Here is a 21,298-nt window from a genome sequence, read left to right on the forward strand (position 1 = left end):
GGCCGCGCCGCCCTGGCCGGCGGCGCTCAGCCGAAGTCGAAGTTCATCGCCGCGCCCACCGGCGCGACGAAGTCGCCGGACACGTAGTCGACCCCGGCGCTGAACAGCTGGCTCATCGCCTGGGCGTCGCCGACGTCGGCGGCCAGGGTGGTGATGCCTTCCTTCTGCGCCCGCGCGGTGATCTCGCGGACCTTGTCCTGGGCTTCGCCCGGCCTGCCGATCTCGTCGGTCAGGTCCGGATCGATCTTGACGAAGGCCGGGGTGAAGTGGGCGAGAAGCTGGAACGAATCCAGTCCCGAGCCGAACTGCTCCAGCCCCACCCGGCAGCCCAGCGGCGCCACCGCGGCCAGGAACTGCTGGGCGCTGCGCAGGTGGGTGAACACCTTGGCCTCGGTCGCCTCCAGCCACAGCCGCTCGCCGGGCACGCCCTGCGCGGCCAGCTCGCCGCGGATCAGCGCCACCATCGCCGGGTTGGCGAACGAGGCCGGGCTGATCCGCACCAGCATCCGGGTCTGGCGGCCGGCGCGCTCGCGCTCGGCCAGGGTCGCGATCGCCTGGCGCACCACCCACAGGTCGATGTCGCCCAGCAGCCCGTGCTCCTCGGCGATGCCGAGGAAGCCGGACGGAGTGACCAGCTCGCCGTTGTTGTCCACCCGCAGGTGGGCCTCGTACAGCTCGCCCGGCTCGCCCTGCAGGTTCAGCACCGGCCGGTAGTGCAGGACGAAGCCCTCGCCGGCCAGCGCCTCGCGGATCCGCGCCACCCAGCGGGCGATGCGCTCTTCCTCGGCGCGGTCGGCCGCGCCCGGGTCGAACACCTGCGCGGTATTGCCGCCCAGCTCGATCGCCGCGTGCAGGCAGGAATTGGCCCGCGCCAGGATCTGCGGCACGCTGGCGATCTTCTCGCCCACCTGGACCCCGCCGATGCTGGCGGTCACCGCCAGCGAACGCTCGCCGACGCTGAACACGTGGGTGGCGAAGGCCTCGCGCAGGGCCTCGGCCGCGGCCTTGGTGCGGGCGTGGTTGCCTTCCAGCAGGAGGGCGAAGCTGTGCTCGCCGAAGCGCGCGGCCTTGACGTCTGCCTCGACCGTGGCGCGCACGCGCGCGGCCAGCGCGGCGACCAGGGCGTCGGCCGAATCCAGGCCGATGTCCGGCAAAAGCCGCGCGTAGTGGTCCGGCTCGACCAGCAGGAAGCCGTACTGGCCGCCGTCGCGGCCGACCTGGGCGACCGCGCCCTCGAGCAGGTGCATGAAGGTCGGGCGGTTGAGCAGGCCGGTGACCTGGTCGCGCTGGCGCAGTTCCTCGACCTCGCGCGCCAGCTCCGGGTCCAGCTCCTCGCGGCGGCGGAACACCACCTGCACGCAGGGCTCGCCCTCGTAGGTGGCGGTGGCGAACTCCATCTTCGCCGGGAAGGTGCTGCCGTCGACGTGGCGCGCCTCCATCAGGTATTCCGGCGGCGGCGGCTCGCCCTTGGACAGCGACTTGAGCAGGGCCTTGAAACCGTCGATGTGCTGCGGCCCGACCAGGTCCAGCAGGGACATGCCCTCCACGTCCTCGAACTCCTCGAACCCGAACATCTCCAGGTAAGCGTCGTTGGCGCGGATGTGCATGCCTTCGTGGATGTAGGCGATCGGGTCGCGCGAGGAGGCGATCAGCGAATCGCAGCGGCGCTCGGTCTCGCGCAGCTGGGCCTCCAGCCGGCGCAGGCCGCGGCGCGCGTCCAGGTCGGACCATTCGCGGCGCACGGTCTCCAGCAGGTGCTCGGAGCGGTGCTTGAGCACCAGCGCCCGCGCTCCGCCGCCGAGGCTGGCCAGCACCGCGGCCTCGTCGATCCGGTCCACCAGCAGCAGCAGCGGCAGGTCCTTGCCGCTGGCGGCGACCTGGGTGCGCACCTGCTCCAGCGGCATCGCCGCCGAGTCGGCGGCCACCACCAGATCGACCGGCTGGCTGGCGACCATCTGCGCCAGTTCGGCCGCGCTGGCCGGGCGCAGAGGGCGCACGGCGATGCCGCCGTTGCGCAGGGTGCTGACGATCGCTTCGGCGTCCTCCACCCGGTCATCGACGATGAGCAGGCGGATTGCGGAGTCTTTCTGCATGCAGGGGACCAGGGGATGCGTGGGCGGCGCCGGCGCCGGGGGAAGCGCCAGGAACAGCGGGTTTAATACACGATGGCCGCAGAAGCGTCCATGATGCGTTGCGCGAAGCCGGACTTTCGTCGGCAAAGCCGCCGCGGCAGCCGCCCGGTCTACCATGGGCTTCCCCGGGCGACGGCGAAGCGGCATGGGCATCGAGATCGAGCGCAAGTTCACCGTCGCCGGCCCCGGCTGGCGGGCCGCGGCCGAACGGGTCCAGGCGATGGCCCAGGGCTATCTCAACGGCCTGGACGCGGTCGAAAGCGGCGCGCAGAAGGCCTCGGTCCGGGTCCGGATCGAGGGCCAGGCCGCCTTCCTCAACCTCAAGTCGCGGCAACTGGGCCATACCCGCCAGGAATTCGACTACCCGATCCCCGTGGAGGACGCGCGCCAGCTGCTGGCGCTGTGCGTCGGCGGCCGGATCGAGAAGCGCCGGCACTACGTCCGCCACCAGGGCCACCTGTGGGAGGTGGACGAGTTCCTCGGCGACAACGGTGGGCTGGTGGTGGCGGAGATCGAGCTGGATTCGGCCGACGAGGCCTTCGCCCGCCCCGACTGGCTCGGCGTCGAGGTCACCGACCAGCCGCGCTACTACAACCTGGCCCTCGCCGCGCGGCCCTATTCGCAGTGGAGCGCCGGGGAGCGCGACTCCCGCTTGTAGGAACCGACCCTTGCCCCTCGTCCCGCCGCCCCCATCTGGATCACCATGAGAGTCGACATCTGGTCCGACGTGGTCTGCCCCTGGTGCTGGATCGGCAAGCACCGCTTCCAGCGCGGGGTGGAACTGCTCGGCGCCGACGCGCCGGCGCTGGAAATCCACTGGCACGCCTTCCAGCTCGACCCGGACGCCGGCCAGGAGCCGGTGCCGTTGCGCGACGCCTACGCCGCCAAGTTCGGCGGCCCGGAGCGCACCGCGCAGATCCTGGCACAGACCCAGGCCACCGCCCGCGCCGAGGGCCTGCCGATGGACTTCGACCGCGGCCAGGTGCGGGTGACCACCCTGCCCGCGCACCGGCTGATGTGGCTGGCCGCGCGCGAAGGCGACGCGCAGGCGGTACAGGCCGTCGGCGAGGCGCTGTTCCGCGCCCACTTCGCCGAAGGCCGCAACCTGGCCGATCCGCGGACCCTGGCCGACGCCGGCGCCGCTGGTGGCCTGGAGGCGGCACGGATCGAGGCGATGCTGGCCTCGGACGAAGGCCTGGCCGAGGTCCGCGCCCAGATCGGGCAGGCCCGCGCCCTGGGCATCACCGCGGTGCCGACCTTCGTCATCGACGGCCGCTACGCGGTCCAGGGCGGGCAGGCGCCGGAGGTGTTCGCCCAGGCTTTGCGCAAGGCCGCGGCCGGGCACGGTCCGGCGCCCGCCGCGGGCGATGCGGGCTGCGGTCCGGACGGCTGCGCGGTGTAACCCGCTCCGGCCGCATCTGCGACAATGCCGGCAACGCGCATTCCCGCGCCCAGGAGTTTCACCGCATGCTCGTGATCGGCGTCGCCGGCACCGAACTGACCGCGCAGGAGCGCGACTGGCTGCAGCACGACGCCGTCGCCGGCGTGATCCTGTTCAAGCGCAACTTCGCCTCGCGCGCCCAGGTGGCCGAGCTGTCGGCCGCGATCCGCGCCGCCGCGCCGCGACCGCAGCTGGTCTGCGTGGACCAGGAAGGCGGCCGGGTCCAGCGCTTCCGCGACGGCTACAGCGCGCTGCCGCCGCTGTGCGGCTTCGGCGAGCTGTACGCGCGCGACCGCGAGGCCGCCCTGGCCCTGGCCGAGGAGCACGCCTGGCTGATGGCCAGCGAAGTCCGCGCCAGCGGCGTGGACCTGAGCTTTGCCCCGGTGGTGGACCTGGCCCGCGGCAACCGCGCCATCGGCGACCGCGCCTTCAGCGACGACCCGCAGGTGGTGGCCGAGTTCACCCGCGCCTACGTGCGCGGCATGCACGGCGTGGGCATGGCCGCCACCCTCAAGCACTTCCCCGGCCACGGCACCGTGCTCGAGGACACCCATTTCGACGACGCGGTCGATCCGCGCCCGCTGGAGGTGCTGCGCGCGCAGGACCTGGTCCCGTTCGCCGCCGGCATCGAGGCCGGCGCCGACGCGGTGATGATGGCGCACGTGGCCTATCCGGCGGTGGCACCGGAGCCTGCGGGCTATTCGCCTTTCTGGATCCAGACCGTGCTGCGCGGCGAGCCTTCCAAAGGCGGCATGGGTTTCCGCGGCGTGGTCTTCTCCGACGACATCGGCATGGCCGCCGCGTTCTCGGCCGGCGGGATCAAGGCCCGGGTCGACGCCCACCTGGATGCCGGCTGCGACGTGGTTCTGGTCTGCCATCCCGAGCTGGTCGAGGAGTCGCTGCGCGCGGTCGAAGGCCGCGCACTCGACACCGCCGCCCTGCTCGGCCTGATCGGCCGCGGCGCGCTGGGCTGGGACGGCCTGCTGGCCGACGCCCGCTACGGCGCCGCGCAGTCGCGCCTGCCCCCGGCCGCGGCCTGAGCGCCGCCGCCGCATTCCCGCGTTCCCGCATTCTTCCTTCCGGTAGCCTTTCCCCGATGTCCAGCCTGCTGATCTCCGAAGTCCTCGCCAAGTCCGACCTGCTGGTCGGCCGCCCCGCCATCGACGCCGCCATCGCCCGCATGGCCGACGAGATCGCCCGCGACTACATCGGCGACGTCCCCGCCGACCGCCTCGGCGACAGCTTCGTGCCGGTGTTCCTGACGGTGATGCACGGCGGCCTGCCGTTCGCCGGCCAGCTGTCGCTGGAACTGGGGGCGCGCGGCCTGGACCTGCAGTTCGACTACCTGCACGCCACCCGCTACCGCGGCCAGAACCAGGGCGGCGAGCTGGTCTGGAAGCACCGCCCGGCCACCTCTTTGTACGGCCGCCGGGTGCTGATCGCCGACGACATCCTCGACGAGGGCCACACCCTGGCCGAGGTGCGCCGCTGGTGCATCGAGCAGGGCGCCACCGACGTGCGCATCGCCGCGCTGACGATCAAGGACCACGACCGCTGCGTGGACGGCGTGCGCGCCGACTACGTCGGGGTGAGCGTGCCGGACCGCTACGTGTTCGGCTTCGGCATGGACTACCACGAGCAGGGCCGCAACCTGCCGGCGATCTACGCGCTGAAGGACTGAGCGGCATGGACATCGCCCTGGCCGTGATCGGCGGCACCGGCGTCTACCGCCTGGCCGCGCTGGAGAACGTGGAGAGCCGCCACTTCGACACGCCCTACGGCGCGCCGTCCGGACCTCTTCGGATCGGCCGCCTGGGCGAGGCCAGGGTCGCCTTCCTCGCCCGCCATGGCGAAGGCCACGCCCTGCCGCCGCACCGGGTCAACTACCGCGCCAACCTGCACGCGCTCAAGCAGGCCGGCGTGCGCCGGGTGCTGGCGCTCAACACCGTCGGCGGCATCACCGAAGCCTACGGCCCGCGCGTGCTGGCCTGCCCCGACCAGCTGATCGACTACACCTGGGGCCGCGAATCGAGCTTCTGGGACGGCGAAGGCGAGGCCCTGCACGTGGATTTCGGCCATCCCTACAGCCCGATCTTCCGGCACAAGGTGCTGGCCGCGGCCCGGGTCACCGGCGCGCGCGTGGTCGACGGCGGCTGCTACGGCGCCACCCAGGGCCCGCGCCTGGAAACCAACGCCGAGATCGCACGCATGCGCCGCGACGGCTGCGACCTGGTTGGCATGACCGGCATGCCCGAGGCCGGGCTGGCGCGCGAACTGGGGCTGGACTACGCCTGCCTGGCGATCGTGGCCAACTGGGCCGCCGGCTGCGGCGACGCCGCCGAGATCACCCTGGCCGAAGTCCTGGAGAACGTGGCCGCCGCCTCCGCCGGCCTGCCGGAACTGGTGGCCGAACTGGCCCGCGGCTGACGTATTCCCGGGAGCCGGTCACGGGTTAGCGGTATCTCGCGCAACCAAGCCGCATCCCCGATTGTCAGCCGCGCCACGGCTTTGCATACTCGCGGCGCGGCGGCCGCCGCATCTCCATCACACGCAAGGACTACGCAGCATCATGGCCAACGGTACCGTCAAGTGGTTCAACGACGCCAAGGGATTTGGCTTCATCTCGCCGGAAGACGGCAGCGCGGACGTGTTCGCGCACTTCTCCGCGATCAACTCGAAGGGCTTCCGTTCCCTCAAGGAAGGCCAGCGGGTGAGCTACGAGGTGACCCAGGGTCCGAAGGGCGCGCAGGCTTCCAACATCACTCCGCTCGACTGATCCGGCCGGAGCAGTCGATCCAGGAACCCCGCCGCGAGGCGGGGTTTTTTTTCGCCCGTCATCGGCTTCCTCCCGCGGGAGGAAGCCGGACGGTCGGATCCGGTCAGGGCTGGACCACCGTGACCGTCGCCGGGCGCGAGACGCCGGTGCCGCGCAGGGTCGGCTGGTACATGTCCTCGGCCTGCGGCGGCGGTACCACGTAGGTGCCCGGGGTCACCGCGCGCACCAGGTAGAACAGGCGCGCGGTGCGGCCGGCATCCAGCGCCAGCGCCGCCACATAGCGGTCGTCGCGGTATTGCTCGTGGCGGATCTCGGCCTCGCCGCCGCGCTCGGACAGGGTCACGCCCTCGACCTGCACGCCCTCCCACTGGCTGCCGTCGCCGAGGTTGAGGTTCTCCGCCTCCAGCCCGGCCGGCAACAGGTCGGTGACCAGGGCGTCGGGCATCGAAGCCTCGGCCTGCACCGTCAGGCGCACCACCAGCGCCTGGCCTTCCTTGAGGCTGCCGCCCTTCCACGGCTTGCCGTCGGGCAGGAACCAGTCGCGCACGACCCCGACCCGGCGCTTGTCCTCGGCCGGCGGCTGGCGCGGGATCCCGGCGACCTCGATGCTGGCGTAGTACGGCCCGCCCTGCGCCTCGAAGCGCGCCCCGCGCAGCAAGGCGGCGTGGTCCAGGCTGCGGGCGAAGGCGGCAGCCGGCTCCAGCGCCTGCACCGCGCCGCCCTCGCCGTAGCGGCCGGCGACCTTGCGCCCGTCGCCCGCCTCCAAGGTCCGGCCCAGCCGCGCCAGCGCCATCTGCTCCTGGGTGCTCAGCCACAGCTGGCCGCTGCCCGCGTCGCGGCGCGACTGCAGGGCGCGCGCCAGGTCGACCGCGCGCGCGTCGTATCTGGCATCGGCCCGGCCGCGCTCGTGCAGCAGGGCGATCATCAGCGCGCCATCCCGGACCGTGCTGCTGTAGTCGCCCAGGTACGGCGGGCGCTTGTCCGGATCGCGGGCGAAGCCCTCGGCGATCGCCGCCGCGCCGCGCTTGGCGTCGCCCTGCATCGCCAGGGCCAGGCCCAGCTGGACCAGCGGCAGGCCGGTCAGGCTCTGGCCCTTCTCCTGGTCGTACAGCGCGCGCAGGGTGCCCAGGGGGGCGCGCTCGACCCGTGCCAGGACATAGCCGGCATAGGCGCGGTTGGCGAAACGCAGGTGCTCGCGGTGGTCGCGGCCGTAGAACTGGGCGCCGCCGGAGAGCAGGTCCTCCGAGAGCCGGTCCAGGGCCTTCTGCAAAACGCCCTCGGGCACGGCGAAGCCGGCCTCGCGCGCATCCAGCAGGAAGTCGGCGATGTACGGGGTCAGCGCCGGCTCGGTGTCGCCGCCGTCGCCGCCCCACATCGAGAAGTGGCCGCTGCCGGACTGCATCGCCGCCAGCCGCCCCAGCGCGCCCTCCATCCGCGCCCGGCGGGCAGCCGCGTCCAGCCCGGGCACGCCGAGCCGGCGCGCGGTATCGGCATCCATCAGCAGGGCGGCGTAGCCCTTGCTGGTGGTCTGCTCGGCGCAGCCGTAGGGATAGTCGAGCAGCCCCTGCAGGGCGCTGGCGAAGGGGATCGGCGGGCTGGCGGTGATCCGCAGGCGCAGGTCCACCGTTTCGGCGATCAGGCCTTCGGCCATGGCGGCATCCAGCGCCAGCGACGCGCCGTCCTCCAGCACCCGGGTCTGGACCCGGACCACGCCCGGCCAGGCCGCGCGCACCGGCAGCTCGTAGCGGCGGTCCACCGCGTAGCCGCCGCCGTCCACCCGCACCCGCACCTTGCCCACCGCGTGGCCCGGCAGGGCGCTGAGCGGGAACTCGAGGGTGGCCTTGGCCTGGTCGTCCAGGCGCAGGCGGCGCTCGCCCTCGGCCACCGCCAGCGGACCCTCGCCGTCCACCCGGACCCGGAACTCGCCGGCCTTGCCGCTGAAGTTCTGCACGTCCAGGCTGACCGTGCCGCGGTCGCCCGGGGCCATCACCCGCGGCATCCCGGCCTCGGCCACCACCGGCGCGCGCACCAGCACCTCGCCATCGCGCTTGCCATAGCGCTCGTCGGCATAGACCAGGGCCGAGACCCGCAGGGTGCCGTTGAAGTCCGGCACCGCCAGCTTCACCCGGGCGTTGCCCTGCGCGTCCAGCTGCACCGGGCCGGAGAACAGGTCCACGGTCTGCACCCGCGCGGTCGGCCGCCGCGCCTGCGGCAAGGCCTCCAGGGCCATGTCGCCGCCGAAGCGCAGCCGCGCCTGACCGCCGGCGAAGCTCTCGATCACCCGGCCGTAGACGTCGTAGGCGTCGGTGGCCAGGCGGCGCTGGGCGAAGAAGTGCGCGGCCGCGTCCGGGACCGGGAAGCGGGTGATGTTGAGGATGCCCACGTCCACCGCCGAGACGGTGACGTGCGCGGCCTGCCCGGCCAGCTGCGGCGCGCTGACGGTGACCGGCAGGTCCTTTTGCGGGCGCATCTGCGCCGGCAGCTTCAGGCCGACGGCGACGGTGCGTTCGGCGCGCCGCATCGGCACGTGGGCCACGCCGACCGCGCGCGCCGGGGTCACCTGCGAGCTGGCCGAGCCGCCGCGGAACACCAGCGCGGTCACGTACACGTCGTGCCGCTCCCAGTCGGCGGTCACCGGGATCTCGAAGGTCTGCGCGGCCTTGCCGTCCTGGCCGCGCAGCTCGATCTCGTGCACGTACAGCAGCCGGTCGCTCTCCACCAGCAGCACGCCCTTGCCGGCGTGCGGGGGCGTCACCGTGACCTTCAGGGTCTCGCCGGCGCGGTAGCCGGTGCGGTCCAGGGCCAGCTTGACCTTGTCCGGGCGCGCGTCCGCGCCGCGGTTGTCGTCGCCCCAGCTCCAGCCGGCACGGAACGGATAGCGCATGGTCAGGCCGGTGGCCGGGTCGAGCACGTCGACCCGGTATTCGCCCCATTCCACCGGGAAGTCAAAGCGGGCGGCGGTGGCGCCGGCATCGACGGTGCGGGTCTCCACGTTCTCGAAGCGCGAGGTGAAGTCGTAGTCCCAGCCGCTGCCGTCGTCGTGGCGCCAGTGGTAGTCGCGCAGCTCGCGCACCAGGGTGACCTTCAGCCCCTTGGCCGGCTGCGGCTTGCCCTGCGCGTCCACCCGCACCAGCTCGAAACGGGCGTTGGCGTTGGCATCGGCGCCGTCTTCCTCGTCGAACAGCGGGCGCACGCCGACCAGCGCCGGCGCCGGCCACAGCACCCTTTGCAGGCTGCGGTTGACCGGGCGGCCGCCGCTCTCGTGGACGCTGCCGGCCACGCGCACCCGCACGGGGGTGGCGGCCTTGGCGGCCTCCTCCGGCAGGGGCAGTTCGGCGACGATCCGTCCCTTGGGATCGAACTCGGTGTCGAGCGCGTCGCGCGGGTCGGTCGGCAGCTGCACCGTCGGATCGCCGAAGGAATAGCCGGGCAGTCCGTCCAGCGGCTGCCGCGCCACCGCCAGGGCCAGGGTCGCGGTGAAGCGGTTGCCGGCCGCCGGCGCGCCGTAGAGGTAGGCGGCGTCGGCCTGCAGCTTCAGCGCCTGGCCGGGCGCGAGCGTGTCCTGCCCCGGCGCGGACAGGTCCAGCTTCAGCCGCTCGGGCAGGAATTCCTCGATCCGCAGGCTCATGCCCTGGACCGCATCCTTGCCGGCCGGGTCGGTGCGGAATTCCACCTGCCAGCGCCCGGTCGGGGCATCGGCCGGGATCGCCTGCTCGAAGGCGTAGTAACCCTGCGCCCCTGGCTGCAGCCGGGTCTCGCGGAACACCCGGCCGTCGGGCTGCTTCAGCCGCAGGAACAGCGGCTGGGCCGCGCCTTGGTCCTTTCCACCCGCCGGCGCCGGCAAGGGCCTGCCGTCGCCATCGCGCAGCAGGGCGCTGATCCGCACCGTCTCGCCCGGCCGGTACAGGTCGCGGCCGGACCAGGCGAACACGTCGAACCCGGCCTGGGCGCGGCCGCTCACCGCGAACTCGGACAGGTCCAGAGCCGGCTGGTTGAACGGCAGCAGGGACACGTCCTTGCCGCGCCGGGCCACCAGCACCTGGCCGGCGTCCAGGGTGTAGTCCAGCAGGGCGTTGCCGTTGCCGTCGGTGGCCGACTTCAGCAGGGCCTCGCCCTTGGCGTCCAGTACCTTCAGCTCCACGCCCTTCAGCGCCGCGCCGTCGTGCAGCGAGGCCGCATGCACGTACAGGCTGTCGCGGTAGGCGCGCGCATGCAGGCCGATGTCGCTGACGCTGAAGAACGCGGTGTCGTACTGGTCGGAGAACTGGCCGACCCGGCGCAGCACCGCGAAGTACAGGCCCGGCTGCTGCAACTGGGCGATGTCCTGCACCGGCAGGTAGTTGAGCACCCGCTCGTTGCGCTCGCCGCCGAGCACGAAGCGGTTGAGGTAGACCGGCTCGGCCAGCTCGCGCAGGGGCGCCTGGCCGCTGTAGTCGCGGTCCAGCTCCCAGCCGCCGCGGCGGCCGCCGCGCTGGAACTGGGCGAAGAAGCGCGGCAGCTCCGCGTCGCGCACGCGCAGGAATTCCACGTCCACTTCCGGCACGTTGACCGACACCACCGGCAGGCCGCGGCTCTCGCGCGCCGGCAGCACGCTGCCCTGCGAGGCGAAGCCGGCCACCGGGTCCAGCTCGCCGGTGTGCACGGTCTTCTTCAGCGGTGCGGAGAGCCGGCTGCCGTCGGCGGCCAGCAGCCCGGCGGCGACGGTCACGACGTAGTCGCGCGCCGGCTCGACGTAGGGATAGCGCAGGGTCTTGCCGTCGTCGGACAGCGACCAGCCGCTGCCCTCGCGCCCGGCAGGCTCGACCTGGATCAGCGCGTCGAAGTCCTGGGTGCCGACCAGAGGCCGCGAGAATTCCAGGGCGATGGCCAGCCTGCCGTCGGCCTGGTCGGGCCAGGCGCGGACCAGAGCGAAACCAGTGACTTCCTCGCGCTTGGCCTGCAGCTTCTCGCCGCCGACCTCGGGCAGCTGGCCGCCGGGATCGCGCCCGCAGCCCGCCAGCAGGGCCAGCACCGCCAGCACCGCCAGCACCGCCAGCAGCCACAGCATCGGCCGCATTCCACCCCGACCGCGTCCGCCCTTCCCTGCCGTCCGCATGCGCCTGCGCTCCCTGTCCGGATCGGAAGGAAGTATAGGCTCAGTCCGCCCTGCGCCCGGCCAGGGCGGCGGCCACCGCCTCGAACAGGCGGTGCATGTCCAGCGGCCGCGGCAGCCTTTGCAGCGGCAGCGACGCCGGCACCAGCGCCGGGTCGAACGGCGACTCCGGATCCTCGATCACGATCGCCGGGCCGGCATAGCCGGACTCGTGCATGGTCGAAAGCAGGGCCTCGGCCGGGAACAGGGAGATGCCGCTGTCGACGACCACCGCGTCCGGGGCGCCGGCCTCGGCCCAGGCGCGCAAAGCCGCGGCGCCGTCGGCCGCCAGTTCGGTCCGGTAACCCTGGCTGGTCAGGGCATTGCCGACCAGCGACAGCCGCGCGCCCTCGCGGAACACCAGCAACAGGCGCTCGCCGTGGCCCACGGCCGCCGCCTGGCGCTGGACCTCGGCCTCTTCCTCCTCGACCGGCAAGGGCAGCCACAGTTCGAAGCAGGTGCCCTGCCCCGGCGTGCTCGCCACCTCGATCCGGCCGCCCATGCCCTCGACGATGCGCCGGCAGGACACCAGGCCCAGGCCGGTGCCGTTGGCCTTGGTGGTGAAGAACGGGGTGAACAGCTGGGCCAGGATCTGCGGATCCATGCCGTTGCCGGTGTCGGCCACCCGCAGCCGGACCTGGCCGTCGACCGCGTCGGCGCTCAGCTCCAGCCGGCCGCCGTCGGGCATGGCCTGGATCGCGTTGAGCGAGAGATTGAGCAGGCACTGCTGCATCTCGGTGTAGTTGCCCTCCACTCCCAGCTCGGGGTCGGACAGGCTCACCTGCAGCTGGACCTGGCGCGGCATGCTGCCCTTGAGCAGCAGCTGCACCGCGTGGAACAGGTCGGCCAGGCGGAAGTGCTCGCTGGCCCGGCGCGAGCCGCGCACGAACGACAGCATCGACTCGGCCATCTCGTGGCCGCGGCGGCCGCACTCGGCCACCACCGAGGCCAGCTGGTGCAGGCGCGGATCGTCGCTGCGCTGGGCGATCAGGTCGGGCACGATCAGCAGGGGCTGGAGGATGTTGCGCAGGTCGTGGCTCAGGCCGGCGGCGAGCAGGGACAGGCTTTCCAGCCGCTGGCTGCGCATCAGCTCCTGTTCGACCCGCTGGCGCTCGGCCTCGATCTTGGCCTCGCGCAGGGCCCGCTCCACCGCTACCGGCAAGCGCGCACTGCTGTGCTTGAGGATGTAGTCGCTGGCGCCCTCGCGCAAAGCCGCCACCGCCACGTCCTCGCCGATGGTGCCGGAGACGAAGATGAAGGGGATGACGTGCGAATGCTCGCGGACGATCGCCAGGGCCTCGTGCCCGGAGAACCCCGGCATGCTCAGGTCCGACAGCACGATGTCGGGCCGGAAGGCCTGCAGCGCCTGGCGCAGCCCGGCCGCGTCCTCCACCCGCAGGAAGTCGGCATTGAGGTGCGCGTCCTCCAGCTGGAACTGGATCAGCTCCGCGTCCTCGGCCGAATCCTCGACGAACAGGACCCGGACCTTGGCGTCCTGGCTGATGGCGCGCAGCGGCATCGGCTCAGCCTTCGCCGTTGGCCGTGGTGTTGATCACCGCCCAGAACTTGCCGAGCGTCTTCACCGCGCCGAAGAACTGGTCGACGTCCACCGGCTTGACCACGTAGGCGTTCACGCCCAGGTCCCAGCTGCGGGCCAGGTCGCTCTCCTCGCGCGAGGACGACAGGATCACCACCGGCAGGCGCCGGTACTGCTCGCTCGAGCGCAGCCTCTGCAGCACCTCCAGCCCGTCCATGCGCGGCATCTTGATGTCCAGCAGGAGCACCGCCGGCTCCTCGTCCGGGCGGTCGGCGAAGCGGCCCTTGCGCTCCAGGTATTCCATCGCCTCCACCCCGTCCTCGACGTGGACGATCGGGTTGGCCAGGTTCGCTTCGCGCAGGGCGTCGATCGCCATCTCGGCGTCGGCGGGGCTGTCTTCGGCCAGCAGGATGGTGCGGATGGCGCTCATGCGTTCAGGCTTCCTTGGTGGATGACGGCGTCCTGCGACGGCGGCAGGACGAAATGGAACGTGGCGCCCCGGTCGGGCTCGGACTCGGCCCAGATGCGGCCGCCGTGGCGGGCCAGCACCCGGCGCACGCTGGCCAGGCCGATGCCCGTGCCCGGGTAGTCGCTGGCCTTGTGCAGGCGCTGGAACACGCCGAACAGCTTGCCGGCGTAGTCCATGTCGAAGCCCACGCCGTTGTCGCGGACGGTGAAATGGTGGCCGCCGTCGTCGGTCGGCTGGTGCGAGACCTCGACCACCGCCGGCTCGCGCCGGGCCGAATACTTGACCGCGTTGCCCAGCAGGTTCAGCCAGAGCTGGCGCATCATGTTCTCGTCCGCCACCAGGATCGGCAGCGGCGCGATCTTCCATTCGATCCGGTGCGCCGTCACCCCGGCCTCCTCGGCGTCGGTGGCGCGGTTGGCATCCAGCACGGCGCGGGTTTCCTCCACCAGCGACTGCATGTCCACCGCCTGCAGCTTCAGCGCGCTGCGGCCCAGGCGGGAATAGACCAGCAGGTCGTCGATCAGGGTCGACATCCGCCGTGCGGAACCTCCGATCACCTCCAGGTAATGCCGTCCCCGTTCGTCCAGCTGCTCACCCAGGTGGCGCGAGAGCTTGTCGGCGAATCCTGCCACATGCCGCAACGGCGCACGCAGGTCGTGGGACACCGAGTAGCTGAACGCTTCAAGTTCGCGGTTGACCTCGGTCACCTGTTCGACCTTGCCCTCCAGCTGCCGGTTGAGGTCGGCGATCCTTTGCTGGGCGGCCTTCTGCGCGCTGATGTCGCTGACGGTCATCAGCACCACCTCGTCGTCGCGGTCGGGCAGCTGCATGCGCCGGGCGTTGATCAGCATGGTCCGGCTCTGGCCGTCGGCGGTGCGCTGCAGGTGCTCGTAGTCCCACAGCTCGCGGCCGCGGGTGAGCACGTCGGACAGGCGCTGGCGGATCACCGGGTCGCGCCAGGCGCCGGTCCCGATCTCCTCCAGCCTGGCATGCGGCCCGGCCGGGGTTTCCTCGCCGGCATAGAGCTCGTCGAAGGCGGCGTTCTGCATCAGCACCCGCTGCGCCGAATCCAGCAGCACGATCGGCTCGCGCACGGTCTGGACCACCGCCAGCGCGCGTTCGCTGGCGCGGCGCAGCTCGGTTTCCGAGCCGCTGCGGCGCTGTTCCATCCGGTACAGCAGGTAGATCACCCCGCCCATCAGCGCCAGCTGGCCCAGCAGCGCGGCCAGGCTCAGCCAGCGCACCCGAGACCTCTGCACGTCGGCATAGGCCGCGCGCTCGGCCAGCAGGGACTGCTCGTTGCCGAGGAAGTCCTCGAACAGGTCGCGCACCTGGTAGCGGCCGTACAGCTCGTCGACCAGGTCCGCGCGCCTGGCCGGCTCCACGCCCATGGCCAGGCGCCGGGCCACGTCCACCCGACGCTCGATCAGGGTCTGCAGGCGACCGATCAGGACCTGCTGCCCGGGATTATCCCGGCTCATCCGGGTCAGCGCCTGCAACTGCGGGTCGACCCGGGCGATGGTCGCTTCCAGCCGCTCCTGCAGCCGCGACGTGCCGGCGCCGGTGGCGAGCGCCAGGCCGAGCGAGTCGATCTCGCGGATCAGCGCCTCAAGGCGGTGGGTAGCCGCCTCCACCTCGTGGGTATGACGGACCCAGCGATCCGCCTCTTGGCTGTTGGACGACCAAAGCCGGACCAGCAGGTAAGGCACCAGCAGGATCAGGAGCACCGCCGAGATCAGCAACGGCAGGCGCCAGCGGACATAGGAAGTGGTGACGCTGTCCTGCAAGGACGCACGCTCCGTAGGTGAGGCCATGGGCCGGGACCGGATGATGATGCCTGCGCCGGCGGTGCCTTGTCAGCCCGTTCCGCCGCGGCGGCAGCAGGGCCCGGAAACGGCGAAGGGCCGGCTGCGGAGCCGGCCCTTCGTGCGCGATCTGGTGGGCGGTGCAGGGATCGAACCTGCGACCCTTGCCGTGTGAACCCGGCCAAACCACTTCCAACCCATTGAATCAACACACAATTCAAGGCCGGCGGGATTGCCTAAGCCCCTGCTCCATAAGGAACAATTGCACCTTACCACACCTCGTGGGAACTACCAGGACCTGAGAGGAATTTCGGCGCAGTGGTGCGTTCTTGGTGCGTCCTGCAACGCCAATCGCAACGAATGCGAGCGCAACGTTCGCCCTCCTGAAAGACGTTGCGAGGGTGAGATCCTAGCCGCCCACCTGCATGCCGGAAAGCCGGGCAATGGCCGCTATCCCCGCCTCCATCCGGTCACGCGCGGACGGGTTGGCAGAGTGCACGCGAATCACCGGTGGATTGAAGCCGCGCAGGGCCACGGCCTCCTCGATCCAGGCAATCACGTCGTATCCGGTACCACGCCGGTCATCCCCCAGGTCATGATCAAGGCTGATCTCGGTGACCTGCCCTCCCTCCAGGAGCGAAACGGCCTCCTCTGGCCAGTACACCCGGACCCAGCCCTCGGGTGTCGGCCTTTCGTCGTCCAGATAAACGCGCATGAATAGCTCTCAAGCTCGATCGGGGTCAGCCCGGAAAGTCTCCATCATCCAACGCCCCACTTTTTCGGACTTTATAGCTTCCGCCGGTACGGCTCAGCGGGAGCAGGTCAATTCATCTGGCGGTGGACGCCCATGGCTTGCCCATCGAGTTTGAAATCACGGGAGGCCAAATCAATGACTGCACTCAGGCACCCACATTGATTTCCAAGCTCCCAGCGGCAGAAACCATCGTTGCGGATAAGGGCTATGACAGCGAGAGAATCCGAGAGCAAGTTGAGCGACAAGGGGCCAAGGCTGTGATCCCGAGGAAGCGTAACTCTGTGAAAGGCAACGCGAATCTGGACAGAGGCCTGTACCGCAATCGCCACCTGGTGGAAAACGCTTTCGCCCGGCTGAAGCACTACCGGGCGGTGGCCTCTCGATTCGACAAGCTCAAGAGAAACTACGAGAGCGTGGTGGCCATGGCCTGCGCCTTCCTATGGTTGCCCATGTAAAACGGCAACAGACCCTAGAGGCTAGAAGTCGAACCCTGCTTTTCCTCTAGCTCCAATAGCGCTGTCTCTCTGGCACAATCTGCACCCCAACGAATATCCGCTTCAGGCTTCCAGCTTGAGGCTTACGGCTTGAAAACCCATGAACGCAGAAAAACGCCGGGAAATCTTTCGTCGCTTCCACGAGGACAACTCCGAGCCCAAGACCGAGCTGGCCTACAGCACGCCGTTCGAGCTGCTGATCGCGGTGATCCTTTCGGCGCAGGCGCACGTGCGGCTCCACAAATAATTGGGTATCCGGATTTTAGTGTGGGACGACAGCTAAAGCACTTGCTTGTCTGACTGTTCTTGCTTGTAGGTTTCTAGTTTCGCAGGCTCGTCCGTTTCAAGCCTTCAGTGTGGGTTTTTCCTGCTGGCGCATGTCGGTGCAAGGAAGCAATCAGTGGGCAGGTCACCTTGCCCTGGCTCGAACTGCATGCCTTGACCAATTGGGATAGCGCCAACTCCATGCGCTGGAGATCGGCCAGCCGCAGGCGCACATCCGCCAGCCGCGCTGCCGCGAGGTCGGCGGACTCGTGGCAATGGGTGCCGTCCTCCAGCTTGAGCAATTGCGCAACCTCGTCCAGATTGAAGCCCAAGCGCTGAGCGGACTTCACGAACTTCACCCGGTCCACGTCCGTCGGCCCATAGCGGCGGATGCCGCCGATGGGCCGATCCGGCTCCAGCAGCAAGCCCTTGCGCTGATAGAACCGGATGGTCTCCACGTTGACCCCGGCTGCTTTGGCGAAGGCCCCGATGGTCAGGGTTTCCGGGATGTTCATCATGGCGCTTGACTCCGTACTTGGCTACGGAAGTAACGTTAGCGCATCACGCAAAGTCCCGGAAGGAGACCCTCATGGCAAAACCTAGCAACGGCCGCGGTGCACTGGCTGCCGGCGGCTTGGCCGCCATCCTTGCCTCGACCTGCTGCCTCGGCCCGCTGGTGCTGATCACGCTAGGCTTCTCTGGCGCCTGGATCGGCAACCTAACCGCGCTCGAACCGTATCGGCCGATCTTCATCGGCGCCGCGCTCGTCGCGCTGTTCTTCGCCTGGCGCCGCATCTTCCGGCCCGCCCGCGCCTGTGCACCGGACGACGTGTGTGCCGTGCCCCAGGTGCGAACAGCCTACAAGGTGATTTTCTGGATCGTGTCCGCCCTGGTACTGATCGCCCTCGCGTTCCCCTACGTCATGCCCCTGTTCTACTGAAGGAGACTGTCATGAAGAAATTTGTCGCACTGTTCGCTTTGACTGTAGCCCTGAGCGCTCCAGCTTGGGCCGCCACCAAAACCGTCACGCTGTCGGTACCGGGCATGACCTGCGCCACCTGTCCGATCACGGTCAAGAAGGCGTTGTCCAAGGTCGAAGGCGTCGTTGAAGCCAAGGTGACCTGGGAGCCCAAGGAAGCGGTGGTGACTTACGACGACACCAAGACGACGCCAGCCGCCTTGACCAAAGCCACCGAGAACGCAGGCTACCCTTCCACGGTCAAGAAGTGATCGTCCCATGACCGAGGCGATCACACTGCACGTCGATGGCATGACCTGCGGGGCGTGCTCCGAGCACGTCCGGCAAGCTTTGGAGAAGGTCCCCGGTGTGCGTTCGGCAGCGGTGTCCTATCCGCAACGGCGGGCTGAAATCACGGCTGATGCGGGCGCCGATTTGGAGATGGCACCGCTGGTCGCCGCCGTGTCTGCACTCGGTTACCGGGCGCAGGCTGCCGACATGCCGAGCAAGCCTGCGGACCTGTTGAACAAGACGCTGGGCGGGTTAAACGGCGAGCCGAAGCGCGGAGATGCAGAGCCGGCATTGCACGTCGCTGTGATTGGCAGTGGCGGCGCGGCGATGGCGGCGGCGCTGAAAGCCGTCGAGCAAGGAGCTCGCGTCACCTTGATCGAGCGAGGCACCCTCGGCGGTACCTGCATCAATGTCGGCTGCGTACCGTCCAAGATCATGATCCGTGCCGCGCATATCGCCCATGTACGGCGCGAGAGTCCGTTCGACGACGGCATTGCGGCCGCTTCGCCGGCGATCCTGCGCGAGCGTTTGCTGGCGCAGCAGCAGGAGCGCGTCGACGAACTGCGTCACGCCAAGTACGAAGGTATTCTGGCCAGCACTCCCGCCATCACCGTGCTACGCGGCGACGCCCGCTTCCTGGACGACCGCCATCTGAACGTGCAACTGGCAGAAGGCGGCGAATGCGCAGTCGCCTTCGACCGCTGCCTGATCGCCACCGGCGCCAGCCCGGCGATTCCGCCGATCCCCGGCTTGCAGGGCACCCCCTACTGGACCTCCACCGAGGCGCTGGTCAGCGACCGTATTCCCGAGCGGCTGGCGGTGATCGGTTCGTCGGTGGTGGCGGTCGAGCTCGCGCAGGCCTTTGCCCGACTCGGCAGCAAGGTGACTCTCCTGGCGCGCAACACGCTGTTCTTCCGCGAAGATCCCACTATAGGTGAAGCCGTCACGGCCGCGTTCCGCAACGAAGGCATCGAAGTGCTGGAGCACACGCAGGCCAGTGAGGTGGCCTTTGCAAGCGGAGCATTCGTGCTCACGACCGGGCGCGGCGAACTGCGCGCTGACCGACTGCTGGTCGCCACCGGCCGCACACCGAACACCCGCGCCTTGGATCTCGACGCGGCAGGTGTCGCGGTCAACGCGCAGGGCGCCATCATCATCGACAATGGGATGCGCACCGCCACACCGCACATCTACGCCGCGGGCGACTGCACCGACCAGCCGCAGTTCGTCTACGTCGCAGCGGCGGCCGGTACCCGCGCCGCGGTCAACATGACCGGCGGCGACACGGCGCTGGACCTGACGGCGATGCCGGCGGTCGTGTTCACCGATCCCCAGGTCGCCACCGTGGGCTATAGCGAAGCCGAAGCACACCATGCCGGCATCGAGACCGACAGCCGCACGCTGACACTCGACAACGTGCCCCGGGCGCTCGTCAACTTCGACACACGTGGCTTCATCAAGCTGGTCGCGGAAGCCGGCACTGGCCGGTTGCTCGGTGTGCAGGCGGTGACCCCCGAGGCGGGCGAACTGATTCAGACGGCCGCGCTCGCCATCCGGGCACGGATGACGGTGCAGGAGCTGGCCGACCAGTTGTTCCCTTACCTGACCATGGTCGAGGGACTGAAGCTCGCAGCGCAGACTTTCACCACGGATGTGAAGCAACTGTCCTGCTGCGCGGGGTAGTGCTGTGCTGAGCGTTCAGGCCCAAATGCTCAGCTTCATCCGTTGAGCCAAACACCCAGGTTGAAGCTTCGGGGCTTGTGCGATGGGTCAAGGTTTACTCGAAATACCCCTCTTCGAGCAGCCGCACCAACGTCGGAATGTAAGGTCCATATTCGACCACGCGTCTGACCTGCTTCTTGCGGATCGATGCCATCGTCATTCGCTGGAACTCGAAGTTCGTTGATACCTGGTCATCATCGACATCTACGGTCTCGACTACGGCCCCGTCCTTGCGCGCCTTCTCGTTGTAGAGCATCCGCGCCCGAATCACCTCGAAGCTGTAGCCCCTGCCCATGCGGTTCATGTCTTTGGCCAGTCGGTTGACGGATTCAGTATAGGCATTGGTAATGGGTTGTTCGAAGTAAGAGAAGATTTCGTCGTGCCAGTTGTGCACGGCGGTGGTCAGATCCTTGAACGTGGCCGCCAGCTCCGGCGGAATGTTGCCTAACCACGTCGCGCATGCCGCTTCAGCCTCCGGACGGCTCTTGTGATCCCAGATCGACAAGAAGCCTTCCTTGAGGGCGTGCGCCTCCCCGAGCTGGGGAAACTGGCGGAACCATTCCAGGGCCCGTGTCATGTCTGCGCCCTTCAGATCGTGCTGCCGCTTGAGCAACAGGAAGCGCTCATCCTTGAGCTTGAGGCGCTGCCGAGCCGGCAGATCCTTGCGAATGCGCTTGCGCAGCTTCTCCAGCGCGTCATTGGCCATCCGCTGGATATGGAAACGATCGACCACAATCCGCGCCTGCGGCAGCGGGGCACGCACCACCTGCTTGTAAACGTGGTACATGTCCATCGCCACCCACTCGATCGTGTCCTTGTCCCGCAGGTTGCGGAAATAGGGCAACAGGTCGGCCTTGGCCCGGCTCGGCCGGAGGTCGAATACCGTCTTGCGTTCGATGTTGGTGATCATCGCCCGGTACTGGCCGATGATCTTGAGCTCGTCGATCCCCAGGATGCGGGGCGTCCGGAACCGGACCTTGGCCTCGAACTCCTCGATGAAGTCGTCAAAGACGTGGCGGACCGTCTTCTCGTCCAAGTCCACTTCGCGCGCCAGCGCCGCGAAGGTCTTGGTGAAGCTCTCTTTACGGATATAACGCACCAGGCGGGCCGTGGCTTGACGCTTGCTGTCGAGATCGGCGACAGGCTCGAAGAGCGTCTTATTGCACGAGATGCAGCGATATCGCCTGCGCTGGATGAACACCACGACCGGCTTGCCGTGCGTCGGCGTATCCTGAAACGACTGCTCTTGTGGTAATCCCCCCGCCTTTAGCGGTCGCCAGAAGTGGAGTTACGCGGCCATCGCAAGCTTCATGGCTGGCGTGATGCCGCCGAGCGCCATGTTGGGGCGCTCGTGGTTGTACGTCCAGAGCCAGCGCGTAGACTTGTCCTGCACCTGCTCGATGGTGTCGAACAGGGTTCGGGCCAGCCAGGCGTAGCGGACGGTACGGTTGTAGCGTTCGACGTAGGCGTTCTGCTGCGGCTTGCCCGGCTGGATGTGCTCGACCCGGATGCCATGCCGCTGCG

The 21,298-nt window shown here is 69.5% G+C and carries 17 protein-coding genes and 3 pseudogenes; 11 read left to right on the plus strand and 9 right to left on the minus strand.

The genetic code is table 11. The features are described 5' to 3' along the window. Window positions 1-26: 26 nt before the first annotated feature. Window positions 27-2,093 carry a GGDEF/EAL domain-containing response regulator gene (locus tag CSC62_RS09360; protein ID WP_162405921.1) on the minus strand — a complete coding sequence of 689 codons (2,067 nt, stop codon included), beginning with the start codon at window positions 2,091-2,093 and terminating at the stop codon, window positions 27-29. Between the two features lie 184 nt (window positions 2,094-2,277). Between CSC62_RS09360 and CSC62_RS09365 the strand changes: the two genes are divergently transcribed. The 6 genes from CSC62_RS09365 to cspE all read left to right on the plus strand — a co-directional run bounded on the left by CSC62_RS09365 (window position 2,278) and on the right by cspE (window position 6,349). Then, entirely contained in the window at window positions 2,278-2,790 is a 513-nt protein-coding gene (locus tag CSC62_RS09365; protein ID WP_162405922.1) for a CYTH domain-containing protein, read from the plus strand. A 45-nt stretch (window positions 2,791-2,835) separates the two neighbouring features. Continuing rightward, complete coding sequence (locus CSC62_RS09370; protein WP_162405923.1) at window positions 2,836-3,534, plus strand: DsbA family oxidoreductase; 699 nt, start codon at window positions 2,836-2,838, stop codon at window positions 3,532-3,534. A gap of 65 nt (window positions 3,535-3,599) precedes the next feature. Further along, window positions 3,600-4,613 (plus strand): beta-N-acetylhexosaminidase, encoded by a 1,014-nt coding sequence (nagZ, locus tag CSC62_RS09375; RefSeq protein WP_162405924.1) that lies wholly within the window; start codon window positions 3,600-3,602, stop codon window positions 4,611-4,613. A 56-nt stretch (window positions 4,614-4,669) separates the two neighbouring features. Further along, window positions 4,670-5,254, plus strand: a complete 585-nt coding sequence (locus CSC62_RS09380) for a hypoxanthine-guanine phosphoribosyltransferase (protein WP_162405925.1) — start codon at window positions 4,670-4,672, stop codon at window positions 5,252-5,254. After that, the gene (locus CSC62_RS09385; RefSeq protein ID WP_211368966.1) at window positions 5,251-6,000 is read left to right on the plus strand and encodes an S-methyl-5'-thioinosine phosphorylase; all 750 of its coding nucleotides are present in this window, start codon (window positions 5,251-5,253) and stop codon (window positions 5,998-6,000) included. Before CSC62_RS09380 ends, CSC62_RS09385 begins: the two co-directional genes overlap by 4 nt. Window positions 6,001-6,142: 142 nt before the next feature. Further along, complete coding sequence (gene cspE, locus CSC62_RS09390; protein WP_162309646.1) at window positions 6,143-6,349, plus strand: transcription antiterminator/RNA stability regulator CspE; 207 nt, start codon at window positions 6,143-6,145, stop codon at window positions 6,347-6,349. A 103-nt stretch (window positions 6,350-6,452) separates the two neighbouring features. Here cspE and CSC62_RS09395 read toward each other — a convergent pair whose 3' ends face one another. The 5 genes from CSC62_RS09395 to CSC62_RS09415 all read right to left on the minus strand — a co-directional run bounded on the left by CSC62_RS09395 (window position 6,453) and on the right by CSC62_RS09415 (window position 16,006). Then, window positions 6,453-11,405 (minus strand): alpha-2-macroglobulin family protein, encoded by a 4,953-nt coding sequence (locus CSC62_RS09395; RefSeq protein ID WP_162405927.1) that lies wholly within the window; start codon window positions 11,403-11,405, stop codon window positions 6,453-6,455. 79 nt (window positions 11,406-11,484) lie between these two features. Then, complete coding sequence (locus CSC62_RS09400) at window positions 11,485-12,999, minus strand: sensor histidine kinase (RefSeq protein WP_162405928.1); 1,515 nt, start codon at window positions 12,997-12,999, stop codon at window positions 11,485-11,487. Window positions 13,000-13,003: 4 nt separating this feature from the next. Then, entirely contained in the window at window positions 13,004-13,447 is a 444-nt protein-coding gene (locus CSC62_RS09405) for a response regulator (RefSeq protein ID WP_162405929.1), read from the minus strand. Continuing rightward, window positions 13,444-15,273: a sensor histidine kinase gene (locus CSC62_RS09410; protein ID WP_425502004.1), complete on the minus strand. Its 1,830-nt coding sequence runs from the start codon at window positions 15,271-15,273 to the stop codon at window positions 13,444-13,446. The genes CSC62_RS09405 and CSC62_RS09410 overlap by 4 nt, the downstream gene beginning before the upstream one ends. A 427-nt stretch (window positions 15,274-15,700) precedes the next feature. Further along, a complete protein-coding gene (locus CSC62_RS09415) occupies window positions 15,701-16,006 on the minus strand; it encodes a cyclic-phosphate processing receiver domain-containing protein (RefSeq protein WP_162405931.1) in 306 nt (101 codons plus the stop codon). Between the two features lie 107 nt (window positions 16,007-16,113). Between CSC62_RS09415 and CSC62_RS09420 the strand changes: the two are divergent. Next, window positions 16,114-16,500, plus strand: a pseudogene (locus CSC62_RS09420) (IS5 family transposase); the annotation flags it as partial. A 139-nt stretch (window positions 16,501-16,639) separates the two neighbouring features. Continuing rightward, window positions 16,640-16,765, plus strand: a pseudogene (locus CSC62_RS09425) (endonuclease III); the annotation flags it as partial. A gap of 94 nt (window positions 16,766-16,859) precedes the next feature. On the opposite strand, the gene merR reads toward CSC62_RS09425, so the two are convergent. Then, on the minus strand, window positions 16,860-17,321 hold the full coding sequence (merR, locus tag CSC62_RS09430) for a mercury resistance transcriptional regulator MerR (RefSeq protein WP_046621380.1): 462 nt from the start codon (window positions 17,319-17,321) through the stop codon (window positions 16,860-16,862). Window positions 17,322-17,392: 71 nt separating this feature from the next. On the opposite strand from merR, the gene merT reads away from it, so the two are divergent. From merT to merA, 3 genes are read left to right on the plus strand one after another with little or no spacing between them, the layout of a single operon-like run. Continuing rightward, entirely contained in the window at window positions 17,393-17,743 is a 351-nt protein-coding gene (merT, locus tag CSC62_RS09435; RefSeq protein WP_046621378.1) for a mercuric ion transporter MerT, read from the plus strand. An 11-nt stretch (window positions 17,744-17,754) separates the two neighbouring features. Continuing rightward, a complete protein-coding gene (gene merP / locus CSC62_RS09440; protein ID WP_028839823.1) occupies window positions 17,755-18,033 on the plus strand; it encodes a mercury resistance system periplasmic binding protein MerP in 279 nt (92 codons plus the stop codon). Between the two features lie 7 nt (window positions 18,034-18,040). Then, complete coding sequence (gene merA, locus CSC62_RS09445; protein WP_046621373.1) at window positions 18,041-19,735, plus strand: mercury(II) reductase; 1,695 nt, start codon at window positions 18,041-18,043, stop codon at window positions 19,733-19,735. 94 nt (window positions 19,736-19,829) lie between these two features. Here the strand turns inward: merA and CSC62_RS09450 are convergent. Continuing rightward, window positions 19,830-21,023 (minus strand): annotated as a pseudogene (locus CSC62_RS09450) (ISL3 family transposase); the annotation flags it as partial. A gap of 39 nt (window positions 21,024-21,062) precedes the next feature. Further along, the coding region (locus CSC62_RS09455) for an integrase core domain-containing protein (protein ID WP_162405932.1) at window positions 21,063-21,298 on the minus strand (236 nt) is incomplete at its 5' end.

This window comes from Pseudoxanthomonas jiangsuensis, from assembly GCF_010093185.1.
In the GTDB taxonomy this organism is placed as follows: domain Bacteria; phylum Pseudomonadota; class Gammaproteobacteria; order Xanthomonadales; family Xanthomonadaceae; genus Pseudoxanthomonas; species Pseudoxanthomonas jiangsuensis.

What these genes read in the sequence shown, in the direction of transcription:
- merT (WP_046621378.1), top strand. Translation starts at nt 17,393, where the DNA reads ATGGCAAAACCTAGCAACGGCCGCGGTGCACTGGCTGCCGGCGGCTTG.
- CSC62_RS09380 (WP_162405925.1), top strand. Translation starts at nt 4,670, where the DNA reads ATGTCCAGCCTGCTGATCTCCGAAGTCCTCGCCAAGTCCGACCTGCTG.
- CSC62_RS09360 (WP_162405921.1), bottom strand. Translation starts at nt 2,093, where the DNA reads ATGCAGAAAGACTCCGCAATCCGCCTGCTCATCGTCGATGACCGGGTG.
- cspE (WP_162309646.1), top strand. Translation starts at nt 6,143, where the DNA reads ATGGCCAACGGTACCGTCAAGTGGTTCAACGACGCCAAGGGATTTGGC.
- CSC62_RS09405 (WP_162405929.1), bottom strand. Translation starts at nt 13,447, where the DNA reads ATGAGCGCCATCCGCACCATCCTGCTGGCCGAAGACAGCCCCGCCGAC.
- nagZ (WP_162405924.1), top strand. Translation starts at nt 3,600, where the DNA reads ATGCTCGTGATCGGCGTCGCCGGCACCGAACTGACCGCGCAGGAGCGC.
- CSC62_RS09395 (WP_162405927.1), bottom strand. Translation starts at nt 11,405, where the DNA reads ATGCGGCCGATGCTGTGGCTGCTGGCGGTGCTGGCGGTGCTGGCGGTG.
- merA (WP_046621373.1), top strand. Translation starts at nt 18,041, where the DNA reads ATGACCGAGGCGATCACACTGCACGTCGATGGCATGACCTGCGGGGCG.
- merP (WP_028839823.1), top strand. Translation starts at nt 17,755, where the DNA reads ATGAAGAAATTTGTCGCACTGTTCGCTTTGACTGTAGCCCTGAGCGCT.
- CSC62_RS09365 (WP_162405922.1), top strand. Translation starts at nt 2,278, where the DNA reads ATGGGCATCGAGATCGAGCGCAAGTTCACCGTCGCCGGCCCCGGCTGG.
- merR (WP_046621380.1), bottom strand. Translation starts at nt 17,321, where the DNA reads ATGATGAACATCCCGGAAACCCTGACCATCGGGGCCTTCGCCAAAGCA.
- CSC62_RS09400 (WP_162405928.1), bottom strand. Translation starts at nt 12,999, where the DNA reads ATGCCGCTGCGCGCCATCAGCCAGGACGCCAAGGTCCGGGTCCTGTTC.
- CSC62_RS09415 (WP_162405931.1), bottom strand. Translation starts at nt 16,006, where the DNA reads ATGCGCGTTTATCTGGACGACGAAAGGCCGACACCCGAGGGCTGGGTC.
- CSC62_RS09370 (WP_162405923.1), top strand. Translation starts at nt 2,836, where the DNA reads ATGAGAGTCGACATCTGGTCCGACGTGGTCTGCCCCTGGTGCTGGATC.